Source organism: Roseobacter fucihabitans (assembly GCF_014337925.2).
GTDB classification, from domain to species: Bacteria; Pseudomonadota; Alphaproteobacteria; order Rhodobacterales; family Rhodobacteraceae; genus Roseobacter; species Roseobacter fucihabitans.
The window spans coordinates 532,546-555,250 of the sequence record NZ_CP143423.1 but is presented as its reverse complement, the minus strand read 5'-3'; the positions used below and the strand labels follow the sequence as shown (position 1 = coordinate 555,250).

General features: G+C 59.8%; 24 protein-coding genes and 1 riboswitch. Of the genes, 11 read left to right on the top strand and 13 right to left on the bottom strand.

Translation table 11 applies throughout. The annotated features are described in order from the left end of the window. Nucleotides 1-50 precede the first annotated feature (50 nt). Nucleotides 51-494 carry a 6,7-dimethyl-8-ribityllumazine synthase gene (locus ROLI_RS02735; protein ID WP_187429146.1) on the top strand — a complete coding sequence of 148 codons (444 nt, stop codon included), beginning with the start codon at nt 51-53 and terminating at the stop codon, nt 492-494. On the opposite strand, the gene ROLI_RS02730 is transcribed toward ROLI_RS02735, so the two are convergent. The 3 genes from ROLI_RS02730 to ROLI_RS02720 are packed head-to-tail and all read right to left on the bottom strand — an operon-like array spanning nt 491 to nt 3,682. After that, nucleotides 491-1,183, bottom strand: coding sequence for an ATP-binding cassette domain-containing protein (locus ROLI_RS02730; protein WP_187429145.1), 693 nt, complete (start codon nt 1,181-1,183; stop codon nt 491-493). The two genes, ROLI_RS02735 and ROLI_RS02730, sit on opposite strands and share 4 nt — an antisense overlap. Next, nucleotides 1,170-2,726 (bottom strand): thiamine/thiamine pyrophosphate ABC transporter permease ThiP, encoded by a 1,557-nt coding sequence (locus tag ROLI_RS02725; protein WP_187429144.1) that lies wholly within the window; start codon nt 2,724-2,726, stop codon nt 1,170-1,172. The genes ROLI_RS02730 and ROLI_RS02725 overlap by 14 nt, the downstream gene beginning before the upstream one ends. Next, nucleotides 2,702-3,682, bottom strand: coding sequence for a thiamine ABC transporter substrate binding subunit (locus ROLI_RS02720; protein ID WP_187429143.1), 981 nt, complete (start codon nt 3,680-3,682; stop codon nt 2,702-2,704). The genes ROLI_RS02725 and ROLI_RS02720 overlap by 25 nt, the downstream gene beginning before the upstream one ends. Nucleotides 3,683-3,718: 36 nt before the next feature. Beyond that, a riboswitch (TPP riboswitch) is annotated at nt 3,719-3,819 on the bottom strand. A 93-nt stretch (nt 3,820-3,912) separates the two neighbouring features. Between ROLI_RS02720 and aroC the strand changes: the two genes are divergently transcribed. Beyond that, nucleotides 3,913-5,013: a chorismate synthase gene (aroC, locus tag ROLI_RS02715; protein ID WP_187429142.1), complete on the top strand. Its 1,101-nt coding sequence runs from the start codon at nt 3,913-3,915 to the stop codon at nt 5,011-5,013. A gap of 10 nt (nt 5,014-5,023) precedes the next feature. Here aroC and ROLI_RS02710 read toward each other — a convergent pair whose 3' ends face one another. Continuing rightward, nucleotides 5,024-5,617: a TetR/AcrR family transcriptional regulator gene (locus ROLI_RS02710; protein WP_187429141.1), complete on the bottom strand. Its 594-nt coding sequence runs from the start codon at nt 5,615-5,617 to the stop codon at nt 5,024-5,026. Between the two features lie 142 nt (nt 5,618-5,759). Between ROLI_RS02710 and ROLI_RS02705 the strand changes: the two genes are divergently transcribed. The 3 genes from ROLI_RS02705 to cobO all read left to right on the top strand — a co-directional run bounded on the left by ROLI_RS02705 (nt 5,760) and on the right by cobO (nt 7,822). Then, complete coding sequence (locus tag ROLI_RS02705) at nt 5,760-6,140, top strand: DM13 domain-containing protein (RefSeq protein WP_187429140.1); 381 nt, start codon at nt 5,760-5,762, stop codon at nt 6,138-6,140. 69 nt (nt 6,141-6,209) lie between these two features. Continuing rightward, entirely contained in the window at nt 6,210-7,184 is a 975-nt protein-coding gene (locus tag ROLI_RS02700; protein WP_187429139.1) for a DMT family transporter, read from the top strand. Nucleotides 7,185-7,222: 38 nt separating this feature from the next. Further along, nucleotides 7,223-7,822, top strand: a complete 600-nt coding sequence (gene cobO, locus ROLI_RS02695) for a cob(I)yrinic acid a,c-diamide adenosyltransferase (protein ID WP_187429138.1) — start codon at nt 7,223-7,225, stop codon at nt 7,820-7,822. Between the two features lie 359 nt (nt 7,823-8,181). Here the strand turns inward: cobO and ROLI_RS02690 are convergent, their stop codons facing one another. Beyond that, a complete protein-coding gene (locus tag ROLI_RS02690; RefSeq protein WP_262386424.1) occupies nt 8,182-8,850 on the bottom strand; it encodes a VPLPA-CTERM sorting domain-containing protein in 669 nt (222 codons plus the stop codon). Between the two features lie 186 nt (nt 8,851-9,036). Beyond that, complete coding sequence (locus ROLI_RS02685; protein WP_187429137.1) at nt 9,037-9,906, bottom strand: branched-chain amino acid aminotransferase; 870 nt, start codon at nt 9,904-9,906, stop codon at nt 9,037-9,039. 170 nt (nt 9,907-10,076) lie between these two features. On the opposite strand from ROLI_RS02685, the gene ROLI_RS02680 reads away from it, so the two are divergent. The 5 genes from ROLI_RS02680 (at nt 10,077) to dxs (ending at nt 14,448) form a co-directional block, all read left to right on the top strand. After that, a complete protein-coding gene (locus tag ROLI_RS02680) occupies nt 10,077-10,589 on the top strand; it encodes a MarR family winged helix-turn-helix transcriptional regulator (RefSeq protein ID WP_187429136.1) in 513 nt (170 codons plus the stop codon). Continuing rightward, entirely contained in the window at nt 10,586-11,287 is a 702-nt protein-coding gene (locus tag ROLI_RS02675; RefSeq protein ID WP_187429135.1) for a response regulator, read from the top strand. Before ROLI_RS02680 ends, ROLI_RS02675 begins: the two co-directional genes overlap by 4 nt. 113 nt (nt 11,288-11,400) lie before the next feature. Further along, nucleotides 11,401-11,643: an exodeoxyribonuclease VII small subunit gene (locus tag ROLI_RS02670; RefSeq protein WP_187429134.1), complete on the top strand. Its 243-nt coding sequence runs from the start codon at nt 11,401-11,403 to the stop codon at nt 11,641-11,643. 2 nt (nt 11,644-11,645) lie between these two features. Further along, nucleotides 11,646-12,515, top strand: coding sequence for a polyprenyl synthetase family protein (locus tag ROLI_RS02665; RefSeq protein WP_187429133.1), 870 nt, complete (start codon nt 11,646-11,648; stop codon nt 12,513-12,515). A gap of 10 nt (nt 12,516-12,525) precedes the next feature. Next, nucleotides 12,526-14,448 (top strand): 1-deoxy-D-xylulose-5-phosphate synthase, encoded by a 1,923-nt coding sequence (gene dxs, locus ROLI_RS02660; RefSeq protein ID WP_187429132.1) that lies wholly within the window; start codon nt 12,526-12,528, stop codon nt 14,446-14,448. A 2-nt stretch (nt 14,449-14,450) separates the two neighbouring features. Here dxs and ROLI_RS02655 read toward each other — a convergent pair whose 3' ends face one another. The 7 genes from ROLI_RS02655 to ROLI_RS02625 are packed head-to-tail and all read right to left on the bottom strand — an operon-like array spanning nt 14,451 to nt 21,673. Further along, nucleotides 14,451-15,026: an exopolysaccharide biosynthesis protein gene (locus ROLI_RS02655; protein ID WP_187429131.1), complete on the bottom strand. Its 576-nt coding sequence runs from the start codon at nt 15,024-15,026 to the stop codon at nt 14,451-14,453. A 10-nt stretch (nt 15,027-15,036) separates the two neighbouring features. Beyond that, nucleotides 15,037-15,939 (bottom strand): SDR family oxidoreductase, encoded by a 903-nt coding sequence (locus tag ROLI_RS02650; protein ID WP_262386423.1) that lies wholly within the window; start codon nt 15,937-15,939, stop codon nt 15,037-15,039. A 19-nt stretch (nt 15,940-15,958) separates the two neighbouring features. Then, on the bottom strand, nt 15,959-16,738 hold the full coding sequence (locus ROLI_RS02645) for a carnitinyl-CoA dehydratase (protein ID WP_187429129.1): 780 nt from the start codon (nt 16,736-16,738) through the stop codon (nt 15,959-15,961). Next, nucleotides 16,739-18,775 (bottom strand): acetate--CoA ligase family protein, encoded by a 2,037-nt coding sequence (locus ROLI_RS02640; protein WP_187429128.1) that lies wholly within the window; start codon nt 18,773-18,775, stop codon nt 16,739-16,741. It lies immediately after the preceding gene. A gap of 6 nt (nt 18,776-18,781) precedes the next feature. Next, nucleotides 18,782-19,942 carry an acyl-CoA dehydrogenase family protein gene (locus ROLI_RS02635; protein ID WP_187429127.1) on the bottom strand — a complete coding sequence of 387 codons (1,161 nt, stop codon included), beginning with the start codon at nt 19,940-19,942 and terminating at the stop codon, nt 18,782-18,784. Next, entirely contained in the window at nt 19,939-20,928 is a 990-nt protein-coding gene (locus ROLI_RS02630; RefSeq protein WP_187429126.1) for a sterol desaturase family protein, read from the bottom strand. The genes ROLI_RS02635 and ROLI_RS02630 overlap by 4 nt, the downstream gene beginning before the upstream one ends. After that, a complete protein-coding gene (locus ROLI_RS02625) occupies nt 20,918-21,673 on the bottom strand; it encodes a class II aldolase and adducin N-terminal domain-containing protein (RefSeq protein WP_187429125.1) in 756 nt (251 codons plus the stop codon). The genes ROLI_RS02630 and ROLI_RS02625 overlap by 11 nt, the downstream gene beginning before the upstream one ends. 107 nt (nt 21,674-21,780) lie before the next feature. Between ROLI_RS02625 and ROLI_RS02620 the strand changes: the two genes are divergently transcribed. Then, on the top strand, nt 21,781-22,650 hold the full coding sequence (locus ROLI_RS02620) for a LysR family transcriptional regulator (RefSeq protein WP_222869418.1): 870 nt from the start codon (nt 21,781-21,783) through the stop codon (nt 22,648-22,650). Nucleotides 22,651-22,705: the final 55 nt, after the last annotated feature.

Here is a 22,705-nt window from a genome sequence, read left to right as displayed (position 1 = left end):
CAATCGTGATCGCCTTGGGTGGACGTGTCTGAACACCAAAGGAGATTTCTATGACACACACCCGTTTCGCCTTCGTCAAAGCGCAGTGGCACGCCGATATCGTGGACCGCGCCTATGAGGGTTTTATCCAAACCATCCCACCCCCACAGGTCGATGTTTTCGACGTGCCGGGCGCATTTGAAATGCCGCTGATGGCACGCGATCTGGCCGCGAGCGGACAATATCATGCGGTGGTTTGCGCCGCCTTTGTTGTGGATGGTGGCATATACCGGCATGATTTTGTGGCCCAAAGCGTGGTGGATGGATTGATGCGCGCCGGCCTTGATACAGGCATACCTGTATTGTCGGTCTCCCTGACCCCGCACCACTATCAGGAAACCGACCACCATAACGCCATCTACCGGGCGCATTTCATCACCAAAGGACGCGAGGCGGCACAGGCGGCTCTCGGCATCCTCAAGGCCCGCGCGGGGCTGCGCGCAAAGGCCGCCTAACCCAGATAGGCCCGCAAGGCCGGGGGCGGGTTTTCCAGCAATGCCGCCGCCGGTTGCGGTGCCGCTGCGCGCCCGCCCTCGACAAAGATCACGTCATCCGCGATGCGGCGGACATCCTGCGGGTCATGCGTGACCATCAACAGCGTCGCGCCGGTTTCCGCGCTTAAATCCTGCACCAGATCCAGCATTTCTTGGCGCAGCGCAGGCCCCAGAGCCGCAAAGGGCTCGTCCAGCAAGATCACGGGTTTACCCTGCACCAAAACCCGCGCCAGTGCCGCGCGGCTTTGTTGACCGCCGGACAATTGTCCCGGCTTGCGATCCCCCATATCCTGCAAGCCCACGCGTTGCAGGGCCTTGTCGATGCGGGTTTGATCCTCATGCGACACTTTCAAGTCGGGGCGGATACCCAGCCCGATGTTCTTGCGAATGCTCAAATGCGGAAACAGGTTGTTGTCCTGAAACAACATGGCAATGGGACGCGCGCCCGGACGCGCGTTGGTGATTTCGCTGTCGTTCCACCATAACCGGCCCCCGCCAAGCTCCAGAAATCCACCGATGGCCGCCAGCAAGGTGGATTTGCCCGACCCCGAAGGCCCGATCACAGCGGTTTTGCGACCTGTCGCGATATCGAAACCCGCCCTTAACCGGAAATCGCCTTGCGTTATGATGATGTCTTCAAGCCTCAGCACGCCAGCGGCCTCCCTTGTCACAGATCCAGAACAGCCCCAGCGCCATCGCCAACAACAGCAAAGCCGCCCCCGCCGCGGCTTCGGTCCGGTAAGCCCCCATCAAACGATACATTTGCAACGGCAAGGTCGCACGATCCGGGTCGGCAAAAAGCGCGATGACGCCGAGGTCGCCCACGGACAGCGCCCCCGTCAATCCCGCGGTAAACCCGATCTGCGCCCGCAGGCGCGGCAGCACCAGCCAACGCCACGCGGACCACCCCGCCAGCCCCAAGGAGCGGGAGATGCGGTCATAGGTGCTCAGCACATCCCGCATCGGTGGCACCAGAATCCGCAGCGCAAAAGGCAGCGCCATCAGCGCGTTGATCAGCGCGGTCACGGGCAACGCAAGCGGCACCGGGTCCGCGATGGGGTTGATCAGGATGAACCAGCCCGTCCCGATCATGAGCGGAGAGGCAGACAGCCCGATCAGGCCAATGGCCTCTGCCCCCCCGGCGCGGCGCGAAGCGATCCATCCGGCCATGGGCAGTGCAATGATCAGCAGAACGGCGATGCTGAGCAGGGCGACACCCAGCGAATTGCCTGCTGTTCTCCAGACACCGGTTGGCATTTGCGGCAGGCCCTGCAACCCGGCAAGCACGATCGCGAAGAGCGGCAGGAGCAAAAATGCGCTGCCCAACGTTATGACGGCGCTATCGTGTAGTCGCTGGAAACCACCGCGCGCGTCCCACCGGCGCAACTCGCGATCCAGCCCCGCGCTGACGGGGATGTTCGGAATAATCCAGAGCGCAACAAGAGCTGCACCGCCTGCCAGCCCCAATTGGATAAAGGAGAGTAGAGCCGCCCGCGACAGGTCGAAATCAAACCGAAAGGCCTGGTAGATCGCCAGTTCGATGGTCGTGGCACGAGGACCGCCTCCCAGCGTCAGCGCCACGGCAAAACTGGTCAGGCATATCACGAAAATAAGCGCGGTTGCGCCGGGTGCGATCTGCAACAATAACGGGAGTTCCAATGTGCGCTGGATCATTTTTGGCGGCAAATCGAGCTGTGCGGCAAGGCGGAAGCGTTCGGCGGGGATGCTTTGCCAACCTTGCAAGAGAAGACGCGTGGCCAAGGGCAGGTTGAAAAACACATGCGCCAGAACAACACCGTGCAGCCCGTAGATGGATATCGAGGGCAAACCCACCGCTTCCAGCGCGACATTGGCCCATCCGGAGCGCCCGAAAACCGTCAAAAGCCCCAGCACGGCGACGATGACCGGCAGGATGAAGGGCGCCCCCAGCAGTGTGATCAACACACCGCGCCCGATGAACCGACGCCGGGCAAGCGCGCGCGCCAGAGGGATCGCGCAGGCCACGGAAATCAGCGCGGAAAGGGCCGATTGCAACAATGTGAACCGGATTGCCGCCCATTCCGCCGGGCCAAGACCGCGCCCGACATCCGCACGCAACCCAATGCCGAGGAAGGCCAACAAGACCACCGCGAGCACAAAGCCGCCTGCGATGATCCCGGTTTTGCCAATTATTGGCTGAGCGCGTTGCGCCATGTCTCAACCGCCTGATCCTTGAGGGCAGCTGCTTCGTCTTCGGAATAAAACAGCACTTTTTCTGGCAGCGGCAATTGCGCCCATCCTTCGGGCCATTGATCCGCTGGCAGAGCCGAGGGCAGCGACCAGTTCGCGGTGGGTATCATGCGCTGGAAATCATTGCTGAGGACATAGGCCATGAAGGCATCGGCCAGTTCCGGTTGGTCCGTCTGCGCAATTTTGCCCACGGTTTCGACCATGAAATAGTGACCTTCGGGGAAGATCGCGGCCTTTTTGGTGAAATCCTCTTCAGCGAACATGTGGTAGGCGGGCGAGGTGGTGTAGCTGAGCACCATATCGACCTCGCCGTCCGTGAACATGCCGTAGCTGGCGGACCAATCCTTGGTCACGGTCAGGATTTTGGGCGCGAGTTTGCTCCAGACGTCGCCCGCCTCCTCACCATAAACTGCTTGCACCCAAAGGACCAAAGCAAGGCCGGAAATCGATGTGCGCGGGTCCTGGATCACGATTTTGACGTCATCGGGCATGTCCAGCAGATCGGCAAAACTGGCCGGGGGCGCGTCCATGGTCGTTTCGTTATAGATGAAAGCGGTGTGCCCATAGTTGAAGGGCAGGAAGGTATCATCCGTCCACTCAATCGGCAGTGTCAGCGCGCTGTTGTCCTGCCCATGTGGGGCGAAAAGCCCGGTCTCGCGGGCTTTGGCCGTCACATCCGAGGTCAGCCCGATGACCACATCGGCCTTGGTCCGCTCTCCTTCGAGCAGCAGGCGCGGCAGCAGATCACCGGTGGCAAATTGCAGATCGCAGCCGCAGATTTCTTCAAATCCCGTCTCGATCATCGGGCCGGGGCCCCATTCGGAAGTGAAATAATCCCCCGCATAGACGGTGAGTACGGGCGTATCAGCCCCGGCCTGTGTGGCCAGCAGCAGCGTGGTGGCAAGTAGAGTTCTTCGCATGATCAATCCTCTCAAATGCGTCGAACGGCGAAAGAGGATGATCAGCTCAACCTTCCCTCCGCCGGTCTTAACCGGTTCAGGTTCTACGGGTCCGTGTGCAACACATCTCAGCCGGAATGGCCCCCCGAGGTAGGGCGATGGTTAATATGCGACCGGGTGATTGGCAAGCGATAAGCTCTTGAGGCGACCCGCCTGCCCGGCTAAGCACCGCAAGCAAGGGAGTTTGTGCAATGTCGATGAACAGCTTTGGCCATCTTTTCCGCGTCACGACATGGGGGGAAAGCCATGGACCCGCCCTGGGGGCGACCGTTGACGGCTGCCCGCCCGGCGTGGCGATTGACGAAGCGATGATCCAGACCTGGATGGACAAGCGCAAACCCGGTCAGAATAAATACACCACACAGCGACGCGAGGCGGATGAGGTGCGGATCCTATCGGGCACATTCGAGGGGGTCACGACGGGCACGCCGGTGCAGTTGATGATCGAGAACACCGACCAACGTTCCAAGGATTATGGGGATATCAAGGATAAATTCCGTCCCGGTCATGCGGATATCACCTATTATCAGAAATACGGTATCCGCGATTATCGCGGCGGTGGTCGCTCAAGCGCGCGCGAAACGGCAGCGCGTGTTGCAGCGGGCGGTCTTGCGCGCGCCGCACTTGCAGCGCTGGTTCCAGGCGTTGCGATCAAGGGGTACATGACACAGATGGGCCCGCATCAGATCAACCGGGATCGGTTTGATTGGAACCAAATCGATCAGAACCCGTTTTGGGTGCCGGATGCCGCGGCGGCGCAGGAGTGGGCGCAATACCTTGATGGGTTGCGCAAATCGGGCAGTTCGGTTGGCGCGATCATCGAAGTGGTCGCGCGCGGCGTACCCGCGGGTTTGGGCGCGCCGGTCTATGGCAAGCTCGACACGGACCTCGCAGCGGGGATGATGAGCATCAATGCGGTCAAGGGCGTGGAGATTGGCGAGGGCATGTCGGCGGCGATGCTGACCGGTGAATTGAACGCCGATGAGATCAGCATGGGTCCGGAGGGGCCGGTTTACTCTTCCAACCATGCGGGCGGGATCCTGGGCGGGATCAGCACGGGCCAGGACATCGTCGTACGCTTTGCCGTGAAGCCGACCTCCAGCATCCTGACCACACGCCGGACGATCACCAGGAGCGGCGAAGACACCGAGATCATCACCAAAGGACGCCATGACCCCTGCGTGGGCATTCGTGCGGTGCCGGTCGGGGAGGCGATGATGGCCTGTGTTCTGCTGGATCACCTGCTGTTGCACCGGGGTCAGGTCGGGGAAAACAAAGGCCAGATCGGTTAAAAGACGCCGGTTACGCGCGCTCCAGGCCCAATAACTGCGCAACATGGCCCGTGCATTGCTCGATCACGCCCAGCGACATGCGCGACCGGGCCAGAACGCACAGACCGATATATTGCGTCAGGAGCATGTTTGCCAGGGCGCGCTGTGCCTCCTTGGATTGGTCCGCATGTGTCAGTGAGTCCCGCAGCGCCGCCTCCAACCCGGCGCGGATGCCCTCCATACCCTGCTCCACGGCTGCCGCAATTTCCGGATCGGACATTTCATAGCCCGCCGCCGCCGAGCACAACAGACACCCCCGCGCATCCCCCGCTGCCACAGCCGTGGCCAGCGCCTGAAACAGGCTCAGGATCCTGAGCCGCCCATCAGGCACCTGCGGATTGGTCAGCCGCGCCTGAGCCGCCCCGACCGCTTCATCCTGGTAGTGCGCAAGAACCAGCAGAAAAAGGGTCTTTTTGTCCTTGAAGGCCTTGTAGAGGCTGCCACGCGTCAGTCCCATACCCTCCAGCAGATCCGGAAGCGATGCCTCCAGATAGCCCTTTTGCCAAAATACACCCGTCGCCCGTTTGATCGCATCCTCGGGGTCGAACTCTCTGGGTCGTGCCATAAACCTCTCCTGTGTTGTGGTACATATAGTTCGGAACTGACTGTTACACAACTCACGCGAACGTGTATTGTACCTATCGGTTCCAAACTACAAATTCAGGTCATCACAATACGTAACCGCTTCAAACAGAAAGACCGACATCATGAAATTCCTCGTTAATGCCGTCCTCGCCCTCAGCCTCACCGTTCTTGCAACCTTCGGGGCCGCCGCCGAACCCTCCGGCAGCTTCATCGGAAAAAGCGACCACATCACGGCCGGCAACGTGAGTATCGTCAAAAACGCGGACGGCACCGCGACCGTCACACTGGACGAAAACTTCTCGCTGGATGGCGCACCGGACCCCCGCGTCGCCTTCGGCAAAGATGGCAGCTATGCGCCCGAGGCAGATCTTGGTGAACTCAAAAACCTCAATGGCAAGCAAGTCTATACCGTGCCCGCCTCCGTAAACATCGACGATTACAATGAAATCTACATCTGGTGCCTGAAGTTCTCGGTCCCCCTCGGCGTCGCCGCATTGAACTGAAGCTGACACAGGATCGAGCGCCCCTTCCCGGCGCTTGATCTTTCCCGTGCAGGGGCGCAAGAAACGCCCATGGCCCAGGACCTCACCCAACATCGACCGGGCCGCGCAATTGCTTTGAAGCTTTGCGCGGTCTTTTTATTCATGGTCATGGCCGCAATCATCAAAAGCGTTTCCGACGACGTGCCCCCCGGTGAAGCCGTTTTCTTCCGCTCTCTCTGCGCCATGCCGATTATCCTGCTTTGGCTGTGGCAACGCGGACAATTACGCCAGGGGCTGATCCCGTCAAACCTCATGGGCCATGTCTGGCGTGGGCTGTTCGGCACGACGGCCATGGGTCTGACCTTTGCCGGGCTGGGTCTGCTGCCCCTGCCCGAGGTGACCGCGATAGGCTATGCTTCACCGATGTTCGCCGTGATCTTTGCCGCGATGTTCCTGGGCGAACGTGTCAGGCTGATACGCCTTTCTGCGGTGGCGCTGGGTCTGATCGGCGTGATGATCGTCATGGCCCCGCGCCTGAGCGTCGGTGCCGATGAAATGTCGCAAGCCGCCACGCTGGGGGCCATAATGGTGCTTATTGCGTCGATCCTGCGCGCGCTTGTGCAAATCCACGTCCGTCGACTGGTCATGACCGATCACACGGCGGCGATTGTCTTTTACTTCTCCGCGACGGCCACCTGCCTCGCGCTCCTTTCCGCGCCCATCGGGTTGGTCGTGGATCATCCCTCCTTTGTCTGGCTCTGGCCGCAACCTTCGGTCTTGATGTGGCTGATCTCGGCCGGTCTGGTCGGGGGCGTGGCACAGATCATGGTGACGGCGTCCTATCGCTTCGGCGGGGCCTCTATGCTCGCGCCTTTTGACTATGCCTCGATGATCTTTGCCAGCATCATCGGCTATGTCGCCTTTGACGAGGTACCCACCGGCCCCATCATACTAGGGGCCAGCCTGGTGATCGCCGGCGGTATTCTGATCATTTGGCGCGAACGTCAATTGGGACTGGACCGCAGCAAATCAAAACCCAATATGCCCCCCTCAGGAACCCCCTAAAGCGTTTTTGACAAAACCAGAACCACGAGGATAAACCGATGAGTGACGCAGAAAGCCATAAGGCAGAGATGAAACAGGTGCAGGCCAAGCACCGCGCGAAGGTCGCTGCGGCTCAGGACCCCGAAAAGGGGCTCATTCTGGTGCATACCGGCAATGGCAAAGGCAAATCGTCAAGCGCCTTCGGTGTGGTCATCCGCGCGCTGGGGTGGAAGCAGAAAGTCGGTGTGGTTCAGTTCATCAAGGGCAAATGGATCACAGGCGAAAAGCGGTTTTTTGACCAGCTGGGCGATGTCACATGGCATACGATGGGCGAAGGCTTCACCTGGGACACGCAGGACAAGGAGCGCGATATCGCCGCCGCCCAAGCCGCCTTTGCCAAGGGCGTGCAGATGATGCAGAGCGGTGAGTATGATCTGATCGTCCTGGACGAAATCAACATCGCCCTGCGTTATGATTACCTGGACGTGCATAAGGTCATCGAAAGCCTTGAGAGCCGCAATAAACGCACCGGCGTGATTTTAACCGGACGCAATGCCAAACCCGAATTGATGGAATATGCCGATCTGGTCACTGAGATGACCGAAGTGAAACACCCCTATAAGGCGGGCATAAAAGCACAGCGCGGTGTTGATTTTTAGACCGTCGAATGGTTGGGAATGCACCCTGCAAAGTCTGAGGCATTTGCGGATAAAACAGCGCTGCTCATTGCGCTTATTTTGATATCAGACGCCTCGCCCCCGCGCTATGGGCAGGCGCTCATACTGATATGCCCGATTGCAACGGATAACCCCTCCGAAGCCTAATGGCATAGGTCCCGACCTTAACGCGCAGCCGGGCCAGGCAACCCTTTCCAGCGGAGCGCCAAAGCCTTCACCCGTGTGATCGGCATCGCAAAAGGTACTGGAGGTTGGTAGTGCGATCCATTTTCAAACATGGACCATCAAAAAGCACGAAGGCGGCACAATGGCCGCCTTTGTCAGACCTAATTTACGCCAGGTTACGATTTACGACGGCGGCGCATCATGCCCAATCCGGCCAAACCACCCATCAGAAGCAATGCGCTTGCTGGCAGCGGCACCGGCTCAAGCGTCACGTCGTCATTGCTGGTCACTTTCAGAACCGATGGATCGCCGTTTGTTGCAGCATACAACAGTTGGAAAACGCCGCCGTCATAGGAAAAACCATTTGTCGTTACGACCTGGGTGGGTGTCTGCGAGCAGGTTTCCTGCACACCGCTTTCGTAAAAACACACGCCATCGTCATGTTTCACGGTAAAATCGAAAACCGATGCACTTCCACCGATGAATTCAAACCACGTCGTCCGGGCGGAGTTCGTGCCGATGTCAGGGAAGCTGATTTTAAGCGTTTCATCGAATCCCGCACCAAGTTCGGTATAGGTGCCACCCTTGCTTGTGAGCCAGTCATCGATGGTCGACGTGTCTGCGGAATCCTGCGTGTCAAAGTCCAAAATCCCTGTGAAGGACGCCGTTCCAAGGAAGTTTGCAGGGCCCACATTTGCCAAGATCGCATCTGCCGTGTTGCCAGTATTGCCAGTGTTATCCGACTGGTAGATATTAACCGTCAAATTCGTCGCACTCATCGTCGCAGCACCGGCCGCAAACGGCACAGTCATCGCAATGGCCAAAGCCAATCCGGTAATTTTCATATTATATGTCCTCTCAACAGACGTCGTAAAATTCAGTCATTGGTTATAAGCCGCTCGCTGCGACAGCGATTGGTTAACATACAATTAACTATTTTAGAAAGGGCTATTAACCCTAGATCCAAGGTTCCCGAGACGGGCCCGGTTTATGGGCCCGCTCCTTGTTACCGGCGCATTCCGCCACAGACCTCAGCTGCGCACCAAAACCTCATAGCCTTGTGCAATTTCGCGCGTGATGCTGCCCACTTCAAAGTTAAAATCACCAATCTGACCCACAGGCGTCACCTCGGCGGCTGTGCCGGTGAGCCAGCATTGTTCGAACCCTTCGAGCTCTTCGGGCATGATGTGGCGTTCATGCACCTTGATCTGGCGCTCCTTGAGCATGCCAATCACCGTCTGGCGTGTGATCCCGTTCAGGAAACAATCGGGATCGGGGGTATGCACCTCGCCGTCTTTGACAAAGAAGATGTTTGCCCCCGTCGCCTCGGCCACATAGCCGCGATAATCAAACATCATCGCATCCGAACAGCCCTTAGCCTCGGCAGCGTGTTTGGACATGGTGCAGATCATATAGAGACCAGCGGCCTTGGCATGGCTGGGGATGGTCTCGGGGCTGGGACGTTTCCATTTGGAAATATCAAGCTTGGCCCCCTTCATTTTGGCGTCCCCGTAATAGGCACCCCATTCCCAGGCGGCAATGGCCAGTTGCACCGGGTTGCGCGCAGAGGCGACACCCATGTCTTCGCCTGCACCACGCCAGGCGATGGCCCGCACGTAAGCGTCTTGCAGACCGCTCGCGGCGAGAACCTCGACCTTGGCGGCTTCGATCTCATCCACGGTATATGGGATTTCGAAATCAATCATTTCCGCGGAACGTTTCAGGCGCTCGGAATGCGCGCGGCTCTTGAAAATCTTGCCATTATAGGCCCGCTCACCTTCAAAAACCGAGGAGGCATAATGCATGGCATGGGTCAAAATATGAACATTGGCGTCGCGCCAAGGGGTCATCTGACCGTTCATCCAGATCATACCGTCGCGATCATTATAAGCGCCTGCCATTGTCGTTCCTTCCCAAGAGCGTCTCAAAATTTGCAATTATTGCGTCCAATATGACCGTTTCGGACATAAAGTTGCGCAAAAGATGCGATTCGATAGCCCTTCACCCTTGGAATGTCAACAACACTGACGTATGCTGATCCGGAATTGATTTGTAATACCTGAGGCATGTTATGGCGGACGGGCGCAGCACCACAGCGCACAGTGGCGAAAACCTTCTGTTTCTGACGGATGAGCAATTGCGGCAAGGCATCGAGGCGATGTTCTTTGCCTATCGCGGTTTCACGGCAGATCCCGACCGTATCCTGGCGGATATGGCCTATGGGCGCGCGCATCATCGTGCGGTGCATTTCATCAACCGTGCGCCCGGAACGACGGTCAATAACCTGCTCTCCCTGCTGGGCGTCACGAAACAATCGCTCAACCGTGTCTTGCGCACCCTGATCGAGGATGGTCTGGTGGAAAGCAAGGTGGGCAAGCTCGACAAACGCGAGCGCCATTTGTTTTTGACCACGGAGGGTCAGGCTCTGGAACAAAAGCTCTCAGATGCGCAGCGCGCAAGGATGCGCATGGCCTTTCGCGACGCCGGGCCCGAAGCCGTTGCCGGGTTCCGGCAAGTGCTGGAAGCGATGATGGATGGCGAAATGCGTTTTGCCTACAAGCGGTTAAAGGATAGCGGCATATGAAAGACATGGATGCACATCTGCTGATCGTCGATGACGACGAACGCATCCGCACGCTGTTGCAGAAATTCCTGATGCGGAATGGGTTTTTAGTCACGGCGGCGCGTGATGCAGCCCATGCGAGGCGCATCCTGTCGGGTCTGGATTTCGACCTGATCGTGTTGGACGTGATGATGCCCGGCGAAGATGGTGTGTCGTTGACGAAATCCCTGCGCGAAACCCGTAACCTGCCCATTTTGCTGCTGACGGCAAAGGGAGAGACCGGCAACCGCATCGAGGGTCTGGAAGCGGGGGCGGATGATTATCTGCCAAAACCCTTCGAGCCCAAGGAACTCCTGCTGCGCATCAACGCCATATTGCGCCGCATGCCCGAAAACACCGAAGATCACGCCGCCCCCAAGGTGCTGACGCTCGGGGCCATCCGCTATGACCTTGAACGCGGCGAGATGTGGCAGGGCGAAGAGCTGGTACGGCTGACCGGCACTGAAATGCAATTGATGAAGATTTTTTCCGCCAGCTGCAACGAACCCATAAGCCGCGCCAAGCTGGTCGAGGAGTTGGGACGCGACCGGGGCCAGGCCCAGGAACGCGCCGTGGACGTCCAGATCACCAGATTACGCCGCAAGATCGAGGAAGACCCCAAACAGCCGAGATACCTGCAAACGGTGCGCGGTGCGGGCTATATGCTGGCCCCGGAATAGGCGGCTCTGACCGGCATCACCTGGACATTTTATGCGGTGGATCCCACGCTCCGGGGGTGGCACATCGGCGCGAAACCCATTAGACAAGCGCCACTCAGCAGACAGGATGCGCCATGACCGAAAAACCCACGCAAGAGATGAGCTTTGAACAGGCGATGGCCGAGTTGGAAAAAGTGTTGGGCCAACTTGAACGCGGCGATGTGGCGCTGGATGAGAGCATCGCGCTTTATGAGCGCGGGGCTGCGTTGAAAACGCGCTGCGAGACCAAGCTGAAAGAGGCCGAGGAAAAGGTCGCCGCCATTACGCTTGATGGGGACGGCAACCCCACCGGTGCCACGCCGGTCAAAGGGCTCTGAGCATGTTTGCCGACCGTCTGAGCGCCTCCGCTCAGGCCATTCAACAGCATTTTGACGGGGTCCTTGGGGCGCTGGATGATCTCCCGGTGGTGCGGGCGATGGCGCATGCGACGCATGGCGGCAAACGGCTGCGCGGATTTTTGGTGCTCGAAAGCGCGCGGCTACATGGCATCGATGCGACCCATGCGATCTGGCCCGCCACCGCGATCGAGGCGCTGCACGCCTATTCGTTGGTGCATGATGATCTGCCCTGCATGGATGACGACGATCTGCGCCGGGGTCAGCCGACCGTTCACCGCAAATGGGATGAGGCTACGGCGGTTCTGGCCGGTGACGCGCTGCAAACGCTGGCCTTTGAGATGGTGTGCCGCGAGGAGGCAAGCCCGGATGCAAACGTGCGCGCCACGCTGGCCCTGCGGCTGGCACGTGCCAGTGGGGCCAAGGGCATGGTGCTGGGTCAGGCGCTGGACATCGCCGCCGAAACCGCGCTCACGCCCCTGACACTGGATCAGATTACCGCCTTACAACAAGGCAAAACCGGCGCCTTGATCGAATGGGCCGCAACCGCCGGGGCCTGCATGGCGCGCGCCGACATCAGCGCTTTGCAAGCCTATGCCAAGGCCCTCGGGCTCGCCTTTCAGATCGCGGATGATGTGCTGGACGTCACCGGGGACAGCGCAACCCTTGGCAAAGCCGTGGGCAAAGACGCAGAGGCAGGCAAGGCCACATTCGTGTCGCTGCTCGGACTGGACACCGCGCGCAAACGCGCCGCCGATCTGGTGGATCAGGCCTGCGACAGCCTGGCGGGTTACGGAACGGACGCCGATACCCTAAAAGAAGCTGCGCGTTTCGTCGTCACGCGCGCGCATTGAGAGGCAGGACATGACCCCCAAAACTCCCCTACTCGACACCGTGCAGCGCCCCGCCGACATGAAGCACCTGTCTGATCGCCAGTTGACGCAATTGGCCAATGAATTGCGCTCTGAAACGATCTCTGCGGTCTCGGTGACGGGGGGGCATCTGGGCGCGGGTCTTGGTGTGGTCGAGCTGACCGTGGCCCTGCATGCGGTGTTTGATACGCCGCGCGACAAGATCATCTGGGACGTGGGCCACCAATGTTACCCGCATAAGATCCTGACCGAACGGCGCGACCGCATCCGCACCCTGCGCATGAAGGGCGGTCTCAGCGGCTTCACCAAACGCTCCGAATCCCCCTATGACCCCTTTGGGGCGGCGCATAGTTCGACGTCGATTTCCGCAGCACTCGGCTTTGCCGTGGCGCGTGATCTGGGCGGCGTGGTGCCCGAGGGTCTGGGCGATGCGATTGCGGTGATCGGGGACGGCTCGATGAGCGCGGGCATGGCCTATGAGGCGATGAATAACGCCGGTCATCTGAAAAAGCGCCTGGTGGTGATCCTGAACGATAATGAAATGTCCATCGCCCCACCGACGGGCGCGATGTCTGCCTATCTCAGCCGTCTTTATGCCGAAGAGCCGTTTCAGGACTTCAAAGCCGCCGCCAAGGGTGCGGTCAGCCTTCTGCCCGAACCCTTTCGTGAAGGGGCCAAGCGGGCCAAGGATATCCTCAAGGGCATGGCCGTCGGCGGCACCTTGTTTGAACAGCTTGGCTTTTCCTACATCGGACCCATCGACGGGCATGATATGGACCAGCTGCTGCCCGTATTGCGCACCGTCAAGGCCCGCGCGACCGGGCCGATCCTGATCCATGTGCTGACCAAAAAGGGCAAGGGTTACGCCCCAGCCGAAACCGCCCGCGACAAGGGGCACGCGACGGCCAAATTCAACGTGGTGACCGGCGAGCAGAAAAAAGCCCCCTCCAATGCGCCCAGCTATACCCGCGTTTTTGCTGAGACGCTGTTGCAGGAAGCCGCAGCGGACGACAAGATCTGTGCCGTTACGGCGGCCATGCCCGATGGCACCGGGCTGAACCTCTTCGCGGAACGCTATCCGAGCCGGTGTTTTGATGTGGGCATCGCCGAACAGCACGGCGTGACCTTCTCTGCGGCGCTTGCGGCGGGGGGCATGAAACCCTTTTGCACGATGTATTCGACGTTCCTGCAACGCGGGTATGATCAGGTCGTGCATGATGTGGCGATCCAACGCCTACCGGTGCGCTTTGCCATTGATCGCGCGGGGTTGGTTGGCGCGGATGGGGCCACCCATGCCGGTGCCTTTGACGTTGCCTATCTGGCGAACTTGCCCGGTTTCGTGGTGATGGCCGCCGCCGATGAGGCGGAATTGAAACATATGGTGGCCACGGCGGTCGCATATGATGCAGGCCCCATAGCCTTTCGTTTTCCGCGCGGTGAAGGTAACGGGGTGGAAATGCCCGAACGCGGCGAGGTGCTGGAAATCGGCAAGGGTCGGATCATTTCTCAAGGCGCGCGGGTTGCGCTCCTGTCTTTCGGCACGCGACTGGCGGAGGTCGAAAAAGCCGCCGAAGCGCTCAGAGCACGCGGTATTACCCCCACCGTGGCGGATGCACGTTTCGCCAAACCGCTTGATCGCGACATGATCCTGCAACTGGCCGAAGACCACGAGGCTCTCATCACCATTGAGGAGGGCGCTGTTGGCGGTTTCGGCAGCCATGTCGCGCAGCTTCTGGCCGAAGAAGGCGTGTTTGATACAGGTCTCAAATACCGCTCCATGGTGCTGCCTGACATCTTCATCGATCAGGCGAGCCCGGCAGATATGTACGCGGTCGCGGGCATGAACGCCGCTGAAATCGAGAGCAAGGTCCTGAATGTGCTGGGCGTGGCGCAGATCGGCGAGGCGCGGGCCTAGTGTCAGGTTGCCGCAGCGTTCAGCAGAAAAATAGCCCCCGTACCAATCATCATCAGCAAAACAAAACCAGCAATCACAAAATACCCATCACGTGCAAATAAGCCGAAAGCAAATAAGCCAATTGCCGTGGCCCCTATTGTCGTGACGCCAGGAATCAGCTCGAGTGCCGGCAACCACAATGCAATCACCGCGCAAAGCCCCAGAACAAGGATCCGCATCGCCCCGCGCGTCAGCAAATGAAGCCGGGGCTGTGACACCCGATCGACCCATTTTGCGGGACGACGCAGCCAGCCCGTCGCATGTGCAACCTTTGAGGTCGCCAGTTCTGCTTCCATCAGACGGCGCGGCAGCGACAAACGGCGCCCCAATAGTGCCTGGACGCACAGAATGACAATGATGATCGCTCCGGTCGTAGGCAAACCGGGTATTGCAGAGAGTGGCGACATCAACAATAGGGCCACGGTGAGTATGACAGGTGTGACCGTCCGGCTGCCGATCTCCGATATGATCTCCCTGACCGCCACCGTTTCATCTTCATCCGATGCCGCGCCGTCCACAGCGTCAAGCAGGCGCGTCAACGGCCAATCGTCATATCTCCGAGACGTTCCGATCTCTTTCTTCCTCTTCCAGCAAGGCGTTCAGCCCGACGCGGTAATCCGCGAAAAGCAATCGAATACCTAACTCCTGCTTAATCAGATCGTTCCTCACTTTTTTACTCTCGGCGTAAAAACTGCGCGCCATGGGGGTCATATCCGCCGTCTCGAAATCCACCTCCGGTGGTAGCGGAAGCCCCAAAAGCTCCGCGGCATGGGCGATGACGTCCTGTGGTGGAGCGGGATCATCGTCACACAGGTTATAGATCGCGCCCGGATTGGGCCACGCGAGCGAGGCTTCCAGCACCTGCGCGATGTCCTCCACGTGGATACGGGAAAACACTTGTCCCGCCTTGATGATGCGCCGCGCGGTGCCGGCCCGCACCTTGGCGAAGGGTCCGCGACCGGGACCATAGATGCCCGCCAGACGAAAAATATGCAGGTTCAAACCCGGTATCGCCTGCCACGCGGTCTCTGCGGCGACGCGGGCAAGGCCGCGTTTGGTCGAGGGCGTCAGCGGGGATGTTTCATCGACCCAGCCGCCCTGGTGATCACCGTAAACGCCCGTGGTGGAGAGATACCCGACCCAATCCAGACCTGGAGCCGCCGCCGCGATATCCGCGCGCATCGCCGCGAGGGTCGGATCCCCCTCCGGCCCCGGTCCGGCCGAAACCAGCAGCGCATCCGCCTGTTGCAATGCCGCAGACAGATCACATCCAGGCCAGATCACCGGTTCAACCCCAGTGGCTGCAATCTGCGCGGCTTTTTCGGCGCTTCGGGTCGTGCCGATGATACGCCAGCCCTGCGGCAACAATCGGGCCGCCAAAGCGCGCGCACTATAGCCGTGACCAATGGAGAGGAGTGTTTTCATACCCTCAATCTGGACGCCCGCGCGCATAGGTTCAAGCCCTGCCGCCTCACTTACCCTTCCACACAGGATCGCGTTTTTCGGCAAAGGCCCGCGCGCCTTCCAATTGATCCTGCGAGGCATAGAGCCGGTCGACAGTTTCCAATTGCCGCCCGGTGATGCGGTTCATGGCATCCTGAAACTTGGCGTCCTCCGCATCGCGCACGATTTCCTTGATGGCGGCATAAACCAGCGGCGGCCCAGAGGCGAGCGTTGCCGCCAGCGCCCAAGCCCGCTCCATCAAATCGCTGGCCGGAACGATCTCATTGACCAGCCCCCAGCCCTTGGCCTCCTGCGCATCAAACCAGCGCCCGGTCAGCAACAATTCCATCGCAATGTGATAGGGAATGCGCTTGGGCAGCTTGACCGAGGCCGCATCCGCAACCGTGCCCGAACGGATTTCCGGCAGCGCGAATGTCGCATGATCAGCCGCCAATATCATATCCGCGCTCAGCGCCAGTTCCAGCCCACCGCCGCAGGCGATCCCGTTGACGGCGGCGATCACCGGTTTGTTCATGCCGCGCAGCTCCTGCAACCCGCCAAAACCGCCCACACCGTAATCCCCGTCCACCGCATCGCCATCAGCGGCGGCCTTGAGGTCCCAACCGGGGCAGAAGAACTTCTCACCCGCCCCCGTCAGGATGGCGACGCGCAATTCGGGATCGTCGCGGAACGCTGCAAACACATCCCCCATGATCCGCGAGGTCGCAAGGTCGATAGCATTGGCCTTGGGCCTATCCAGTGTGACCTGCAAAATGGCACCTTTACGGGTGGTCTTGATCGGGTCCATCTATGTTTCCTCTTGTTCTATTTCCGGGGCCATCATGATCAGCGCATCAGCGGCCACCGCGCGCTCGGACGTACAGATGAGCGGGTTGATCTCAACCTCGCTGATCACAGCTGTATGCGCAATAATGCAGTCTTGCAGCGCCATCACGGCAGCGATGACGGCATCAATATCTGCGCCCGGCCTGCCCCGGTATCCCGTCAGCAGCGGATAGACTCTGAGACCCGTCAGCGCCTCTGCGATATCATCTTGGGTCACTGGCAAAAGCAAGGACACCCTGTCCTGCCAAAGTTCGGTTAAAACGCCGCCAGCCGCAATCGTCAAAACGAAACCATGGGCGTCGTCGCGCAGCACAGCAATCAGCAATTCGACGACCGTACCTTGCACCATCTCCTCGACCAGAAAACTCTCGGCTTTCATGCGTTCCAGTGCGGCGGCAAGCCCACCGTGGGATACATTGAGCAGGACCGCACTCACTTCGGATTTATGCGCAAGCCCCTGCCCCTTCAGGACCAGAGGCGCCGATAATTCACCGGCCGGGCTGGCATCGGCGCGCGAGGACAAAACAACACCCTGTGGAACGTCGAGACCATGCGCGTGCAACAGCGCCTTGGCCGCCGCCTCGTTCAGCATCTGCGGTGCCACCGCAGGACCCAAACCCAAAGGCGGCAGCCTATGTGGCAACGTCACATTTCCCGCCGCCTGCGCCGCGACCATCGCCTCGCGCAGACCATGGATCGGCGTTACATCAGCCCCCAGCAACCGCTCACAGACGTCACGCGGCATCAACTCGGGCAGGGTCGCGACCACGGCCACGGGGCGTACACTGACGCGGCGGACCTCAATCGCGGCGCGGGTGGCGCAATCCCACGCGCTGGCGTCCGTATGCGGGTAATCCACGATCACCACCACCAGCGCGATATGCGCCGCAGCCATCGGTAACCAGGCCGCCGCCATCCGCTCCGCATCGCCCCATATATATGTATGATAATCCAACGGGTTGGACAGCGCGACCATCGGCCCCAACGCGTCGCGCAGCGCGGATGTCTGATCCCTGCTCAGCGGCGGGAACCGCAGTTGAAGACCCGCCGCCGTGTCCGCAGCAAGGCTCGCCTCTCCGCCTGAACAGCTGATGCAGGACAGCGCGTTGCTTTCCAACGGACCGTTGACATGCAGCAGCTTGAGCGTCTCCAGAAAGCTTGGCAGATCAAACAGGCGCGCGATGCCTAACCGGCGCAGGAGAGCCCCCGCCCCCGCATCGCTGCCCGCCAGCGAGGCCGTGTGCGACACCGTCGCCTGGCGCGCCTGCTCTGAGGCACCGACTTTGATCGCAATCAACGGCACGCCCTTGGTCTGGGCTTTGCGCGCCAGAGCATGCCACTGCGCCACATCGCCGAAGCCTTCGACATGCAAACCGATCGCCGTGATGCGCGGATCATCGAGCAGGGCCGTGGCGATCTCCGCCTGGCTGGTCTGCGCCATATTCCCGCAGGCCACGACACGGGCGATGGGCAGCCCGCGCAGCTGCATCGTCAGGTTGATCGCGATATTGGAGCTTTGCGTCAGGATCGCCACGCCCCGCGCAACGCGACTGCACCCATGCTGGTCGGGCCACAAAAGCGCGCCTTCCATGGCATTGATGAACCCATAGCAATTGGGGCCCAGAAGGGGCATGTCACCCGCCGCCGCGACAAGATCAGCCTCCAAATCCGTGCTCTGCGCATCCTCGGACATGGCCTCGGAAAAGCCCGACGCAAAACACACCGCCCCTCCTGCGCCGATCCGTGACAAGGCGGCCACCGCCTTGATCGACAGATGCCGGTTGACCCCGATAAAAGCGGCGTCCGGCACGCCGGGCAGATCGTCTATTGTGGCAACTGCGGGGATCCCTTCGACCGGCGTCGGATCGGGATGCACCCGCCAGATGTCACCCGCAAACCCCATCGCCAGAAGCTGGTGCAAGACTTGCCGGCACCACTCCCCACCGCCGATCACAACCACGGAATCAGGGGAGAGCAAACGCCTCAGAGCCCGCGCCATAAGACCTCAGGCACCCAAAGCGCGCAGCAGATCGCGGCTGATGATGTGGCGTTGAATCTCCGACGTCCCATCCCAAATCCGCTCCACACGCGCATCGCGCCAGAACCGCTCCAGCGGGTAATCATCCATCAACCCCATGCCGCCGTGGATCTGGATCGCAGCGTCCGTGACCCGCCCCAGCATCTCGGAGGCATAGAGTTTCGCACTGGCGATTTCGCGGTTGGCGGGCAGCCCGCGATCCAAGCGATCCGCGCTGGCAAGCGTCAGCAAATCCGCGGCATCGATCTGCGTGATCATATCCGCAAGCTGAAAACTGACGCCCTGAAACTTGCCGATCTTCTGGCCGAATTGTTCGCGTTCGGCCGCATAATTCAATGCATAATCAAACACGCGCCGCGCCCGCCCGACGCTCATGGTCGCCACCGTGATCCGCGTCGCATAAAGCCAAGTGTTCATGACCTCGAACCCGCCATCGACCGCACCCAGCACTTGCGCGTCCGGCAAGCGGCAATCATCAAAATCGAGGATCATGTTCTTATATCCCCGGTGGCTGACGGATTTATACCCCTCACGGATCGTGAACCCCGGCGTGTCGCGATCCACCAGAAAGGCGGTGATGCGTTTCTTGGGACCTTTGGGGGTCTGATCCTCGCCCGTGGCGATGAAAACAATGATGAAATCGGCGTGATCCGCACCCGAAATAAAGTGTTTCGTGCCGTTCACCACCCAATCCCCGCCGTCCCGCACAGCGGCGCATTTCATGCCCCGCACGTCTGATCCCGCCCCCGGTTCGGTCATGGCCAGCGCGTCCATACGCGCGCCCCGCACCGCAGGCATAAGGTAGCGCTCGACCTGCTCCCCCTCACAGGCCATCAGGATGTTTTGCGGGCGGCCAAAAAAGTGGTTGAGCGCCATGGACCCGCGCCCCAACTCGCGCTCAACCAGCGCAAATTCCAGATGGTTCAGCCCCGCGCATCCCACGCTGTCGGGGAAGTTGCAGGCGTAAAACCCCAATTCAATCGTCTTGCGCCTGATTTCATCGGCGATTTCCTGCGGCACCTCGCCAGTACGCTCGACCAATGCCTCATGCGGATAGATCTCTTTTTCCACGAAACTGCGGACGGTATCCGCAATCATCTGGTGTTCGTCGGTTAATCCATAATTCATGTATACATCTGCTTCTTGCGCGCGCGGGTTTCATCCGTCGCACAGGCCGATCCGTCGTGATAGCTGCCAAACCAACGATCCCATGGCATTTCGACCGTGCCGTAATTGCATTCGAAATAGCGGTGATGCAATTGGTGAAAGAAGACGCCCAGTTTGGCCTGGCGCTTGTCCTTGATCACCAGTTCCTCAAACCCGGAATGTGAAAATACCGGATGGGTCGATTGCACATAGCCGTGGAAGAGCACGTGCAGAGGGTGGCTCGGCACAACGAAATGGATCGCGAAGTTGGTATAAAACAGCAGGTGTTCGATCGGATGCATCGAGATGCCTGACCACGGCCCAACATTGACATTGCGGTGGTGCAGAGAATGGGCGATTTTGTAGAGCGGTGGCCAGTGCAACAGCCGATGTACCCAATAGAAATGAAAGCTCGACCAGATCGGGATCAGAACGAAAAACGTCAAAAACCATAAGGGATTACCGGGAAACAAGAGAGTGGGCGCATAACCATTCGCCATACCCCAGAACACCAGAACCTGCGCGCCAGTCCACAGCGTAATGCCGCTGGCGATGTGCCAGAACATATTGTCATGCACCTGGTTGCCGAAGGTGAAGGTTCCGTTATTGTCGGCCTGATCGCGCGGGTCGTATTTGGTTTTGTCGCCCTGCCCTTTGCGCATGATCAGCCAGTAATGCAGCGTCCCGGCGCAGATCACCTGCGGCACCAGATTGGCGAGCCAGACCTTGAACACCCAGCCCCAGGCCAGCACCTGCATCTCTGAGAGGCCGGGCAGAATCGCGAAATAGGCGAGCAATGCGATCACCAGGCACAGGGTGGTTGTCGAGATTTCCAGCCAGAAGGCAGCATACCATTTGAAAATCGCGCGCGGGTTTGGCGGCCATTGGAACAGCGGGTTCTGTGCGAGCGGCGTTTTGGGGCGGAAATTCCAGCGTCCGGCCTCGCGGGTCTCAGCGTCACTGGGCATAGCTCGAGCCTTCCTCATCCAGAATGGCCTTGAGTTCAGCCAGATGGCGCAGGTCCTGTTCGGGGTATTCTTCGATCTCGCGCGCGGTCTTTTCGGCGACATCGTCCGGCAGCACGCGCAGCGGTCGCCCGGTTTGCAGGGCGAGCAGATAGGTTTGGCAAGCACGCTCGAAATAGAACATCCGATTGAAGGTATCGGCCACCGTATCGCCAATCACCAGGATGCCGTGATTGCCCATCACCATGACCTTTTTCTTCGGATCGTCAAAGAGTTGCGCACAGCGCTCGCCCTCCTCCTCGAAAGCCAGCCCGCCGTAGTTTTCATCCACCACCACCCGGTCAAAGAACATGCAGGCGTTCTGATCGACGGGGGGCAAACGGCTGTCGGCAAGGGTTGCAAGTGCTGTGGCATAGGGTGAGTGCACATGCATCGCGCAGCGGGCGTGCGCGCAATGCCGGTGCATCCCGCCGTGCAGCCCCCAGGCGGTGGGATCGGGTGCATCCGGCCCTTCCATCGCCTGCGGGTCCTCCACATCTACCACAATAAGATCGGAGGCTTTGATGCGCGAAAAATGCATCTGGTTGGGGTTCATGAGGAACTGCGTACCACTGTCGTTGATCGCAAGACTGAAGTGGTTCGCCACGGCCTCGTGCATATTCAGCCGCACCGTCCAGCGAAAGGCGGCGGCGAGGTCGACGCGCTCCTGCCAGTTATCCATATTGGGGCGCATTTCGGTCACGGACATGGGTCACTCCTTCGCTCTTGTCGACGATATGACAACACCTATGCGTCTTGTTTGACGAATGAAAAAAACGTAAGTGATCCATTAGTTAAACTAATGGATGCGTTATAATGGCCGATCTGCCCCCGCTAAACTGGCTGCGCGCCTTTGAGGCCTCCGCACGCAACCTGAGTTTCACAGGCGCGGCGCGGGATTTGAACATGACACAAAGCGCGGTCAGCCAGCAGATTAAATCGCTAGAAGGATTTCTGGGACGGCCCTTGTTTCATCGCCGCACGCGAGCGCTGGAATTGACGCAGACCGGTATCAGTTACCTGCCTGTGGTGCGCGATGCCTTCCGCACATTGGCCCATGGCACCCGCGCTCTGACGCGTAACGAAAATGATGTGCTGCAAGTCCAATGCAATCTGACCTTTGCCATCCAATGGCTCGCGCCACGTTTGGCGCAGTTTCGCTGCGCCCATCCCGATATTCAGGTCAACATATCGACCGAGCTGTGGGAGGCGCGGGATATGGCGGAAGGGGCCGATGTGGAAATACGCTATTCCCTGCGTCCCTCGGATCAGGTCCACGCGGAACTGCTGGCAAGGGATCACTATTATCCGGTCTGCGCGCCAGGCTATCCGGTGACGCTTGCGACACTCGCGGATCAACCGCTCTATGATTGCGCCAACATGATGGGGACCTGGGCGGTATGGGCCGAAGAGCAGGCCCTGCCCTGGTCTGCACCGCCGGTGACCTATGCCACGACTTACTCTATCCCTCTTTCCGTCGCGGTGGCGAGCGGTGGCATGGCGCTTGGGCATGATATCATTACACAGGGCCTGATCGACGCGGGACATCTTACGGTACCGTTTTCTCACCGCGCAAGGATGCAGGAGGCCTATTACCTGATCCAATCCCCGCGCGCCCAAGCGATGCCCGCCGCTCAAGCGTTTTCCAATTGGCTGCGGCATGGGCTTGCAACACAGGTGGCCTGAAAGCCCACCTTACGGTGCACGTCGTAGGGTGGGCTTTCAGGCCACCTGTGTTGCG

Coding starts and splice junctions, on each gene's coding strand:
- ROLI_RS02735 (WP_187429146.1), top strand. CDS start 51: ATGACACACACCCGTTTCGCCTTCGTCAAAGCGCAGTGGCACGCCGAT.
- ROLI_RS02725 (WP_187429144.1), bottom strand. CDS start 2,726: ATGGCGCAACGCGCTCAGCCAATAATTGGCAAAACCGGGATCATCGCA.
- ROLI_RS02720 (WP_187429143.1), bottom strand. CDS start 3,682: ATGCGAAGAACTCTACTTGCCACCACGCTGCTGCTGGCCACACAGGCC.
- aroC (WP_187429142.1), top strand. CDS start 3,913: ATGTCGATGAACAGCTTTGGCCATCTTTTCCGCGTCACGACATGGGGG.
- ROLI_RS02710 (WP_187429141.1), bottom strand. CDS start 5,617: ATGGCACGACCCAGAGAGTTCGACCCCGAGGATGCGATCAAACGGGCG.
- ROLI_RS02705 (WP_187429140.1), top strand. CDS start 5,760: ATGAAATTCCTCGTTAATGCCGTCCTCGCCCTCAGCCTCACCGTTCTT.
- ROLI_RS02700 (WP_187429139.1), top strand. CDS start 6,210: ATGGCCCAGGACCTCACCCAACATCGACCGGGCCGCGCAATTGCTTTG.
- cobO (WP_187429138.1), top strand. CDS start 7,223: ATGAGTGACGCAGAAAGCCATAAGGCAGAGATGAAACAGGTGCAGGCC.
- ROLI_RS02690 (WP_262386424.1), bottom strand. CDS start 8,850: ATGAAAATTACCGGATTGGCTTTGGCCATTGCGATGACTGTGCCGTTT.
- ROLI_RS02685 (WP_187429137.1), bottom strand. CDS start 9,906: ATGGCAGGCGCTTATAATGATCGCGACGGTATGATCTGGATGAACGGT.
- ROLI_RS02680 (WP_187429136.1), top strand. CDS start 10,077: ATGGCGGACGGGCGCAGCACCACAGCGCACAGTGGCGAAAACCTTCTG.
- ROLI_RS02675 (WP_187429135.1), top strand. CDS start 10,586: ATGAAAGACATGGATGCACATCTGCTGATCGTCGATGACGACGAACGC.
- ROLI_RS02670 (WP_187429134.1), top strand. CDS start 11,401: ATGACCGAAAAACCCACGCAAGAGATGAGCTTTGAACAGGCGATGGCC.
- ROLI_RS02665 (WP_187429133.1), top strand. CDS start 11,646: ATGTTTGCCGACCGTCTGAGCGCCTCCGCTCAGGCCATTCAACAGCAT.
- dxs (WP_187429132.1), top strand. CDS start 12,526: ATGACCCCCAAAACTCCCCTACTCGACACCGTGCAGCGCCCCGCCGAC.
- ROLI_RS02650 (WP_262386423.1), bottom strand. CDS start 15,939: ATGCGCGCGGGCGTCCAGATTGAGGGTATGAAAACACTCCTCTCCATT.
- ROLI_RS02645 (WP_187429129.1), bottom strand. CDS start 16,738: ATGGACCCGATCAAGACCACCCGTAAAGGTGCCATTTTGCAGGTCACA.
- ROLI_RS02640 (WP_187429128.1), bottom strand. CDS start 18,775: ATGGCGCGGGCTCTGAGGCGTTTGCTCTCCCCTGATTCCGTGGTTGTG.
- ROLI_RS02635 (WP_187429127.1), bottom strand. CDS start 19,942: ATGAATTATGGATTAACCGACGAACACCAGATGATTGCGGATACCGTC.
- ROLI_RS02630 (WP_187429126.1), bottom strand. CDS start 20,928: ATGCCCAGTGACGCTGAGACCCGCGAGGCCGGACGCTGGAATTTCCGC.
- ROLI_RS02625 (WP_187429125.1), bottom strand. CDS start 21,673: ATGTCCGTGACCGAAATGCGCCCCAATATGGATAACTGGCAGGAGCGC.
- ROLI_RS02620 (WP_222869418.1), top strand. CDS start 21,781: ATGGCCGATCTGCCCCCGCTAAACTGGCTGCGCGCCTTTGAGGCCTCC.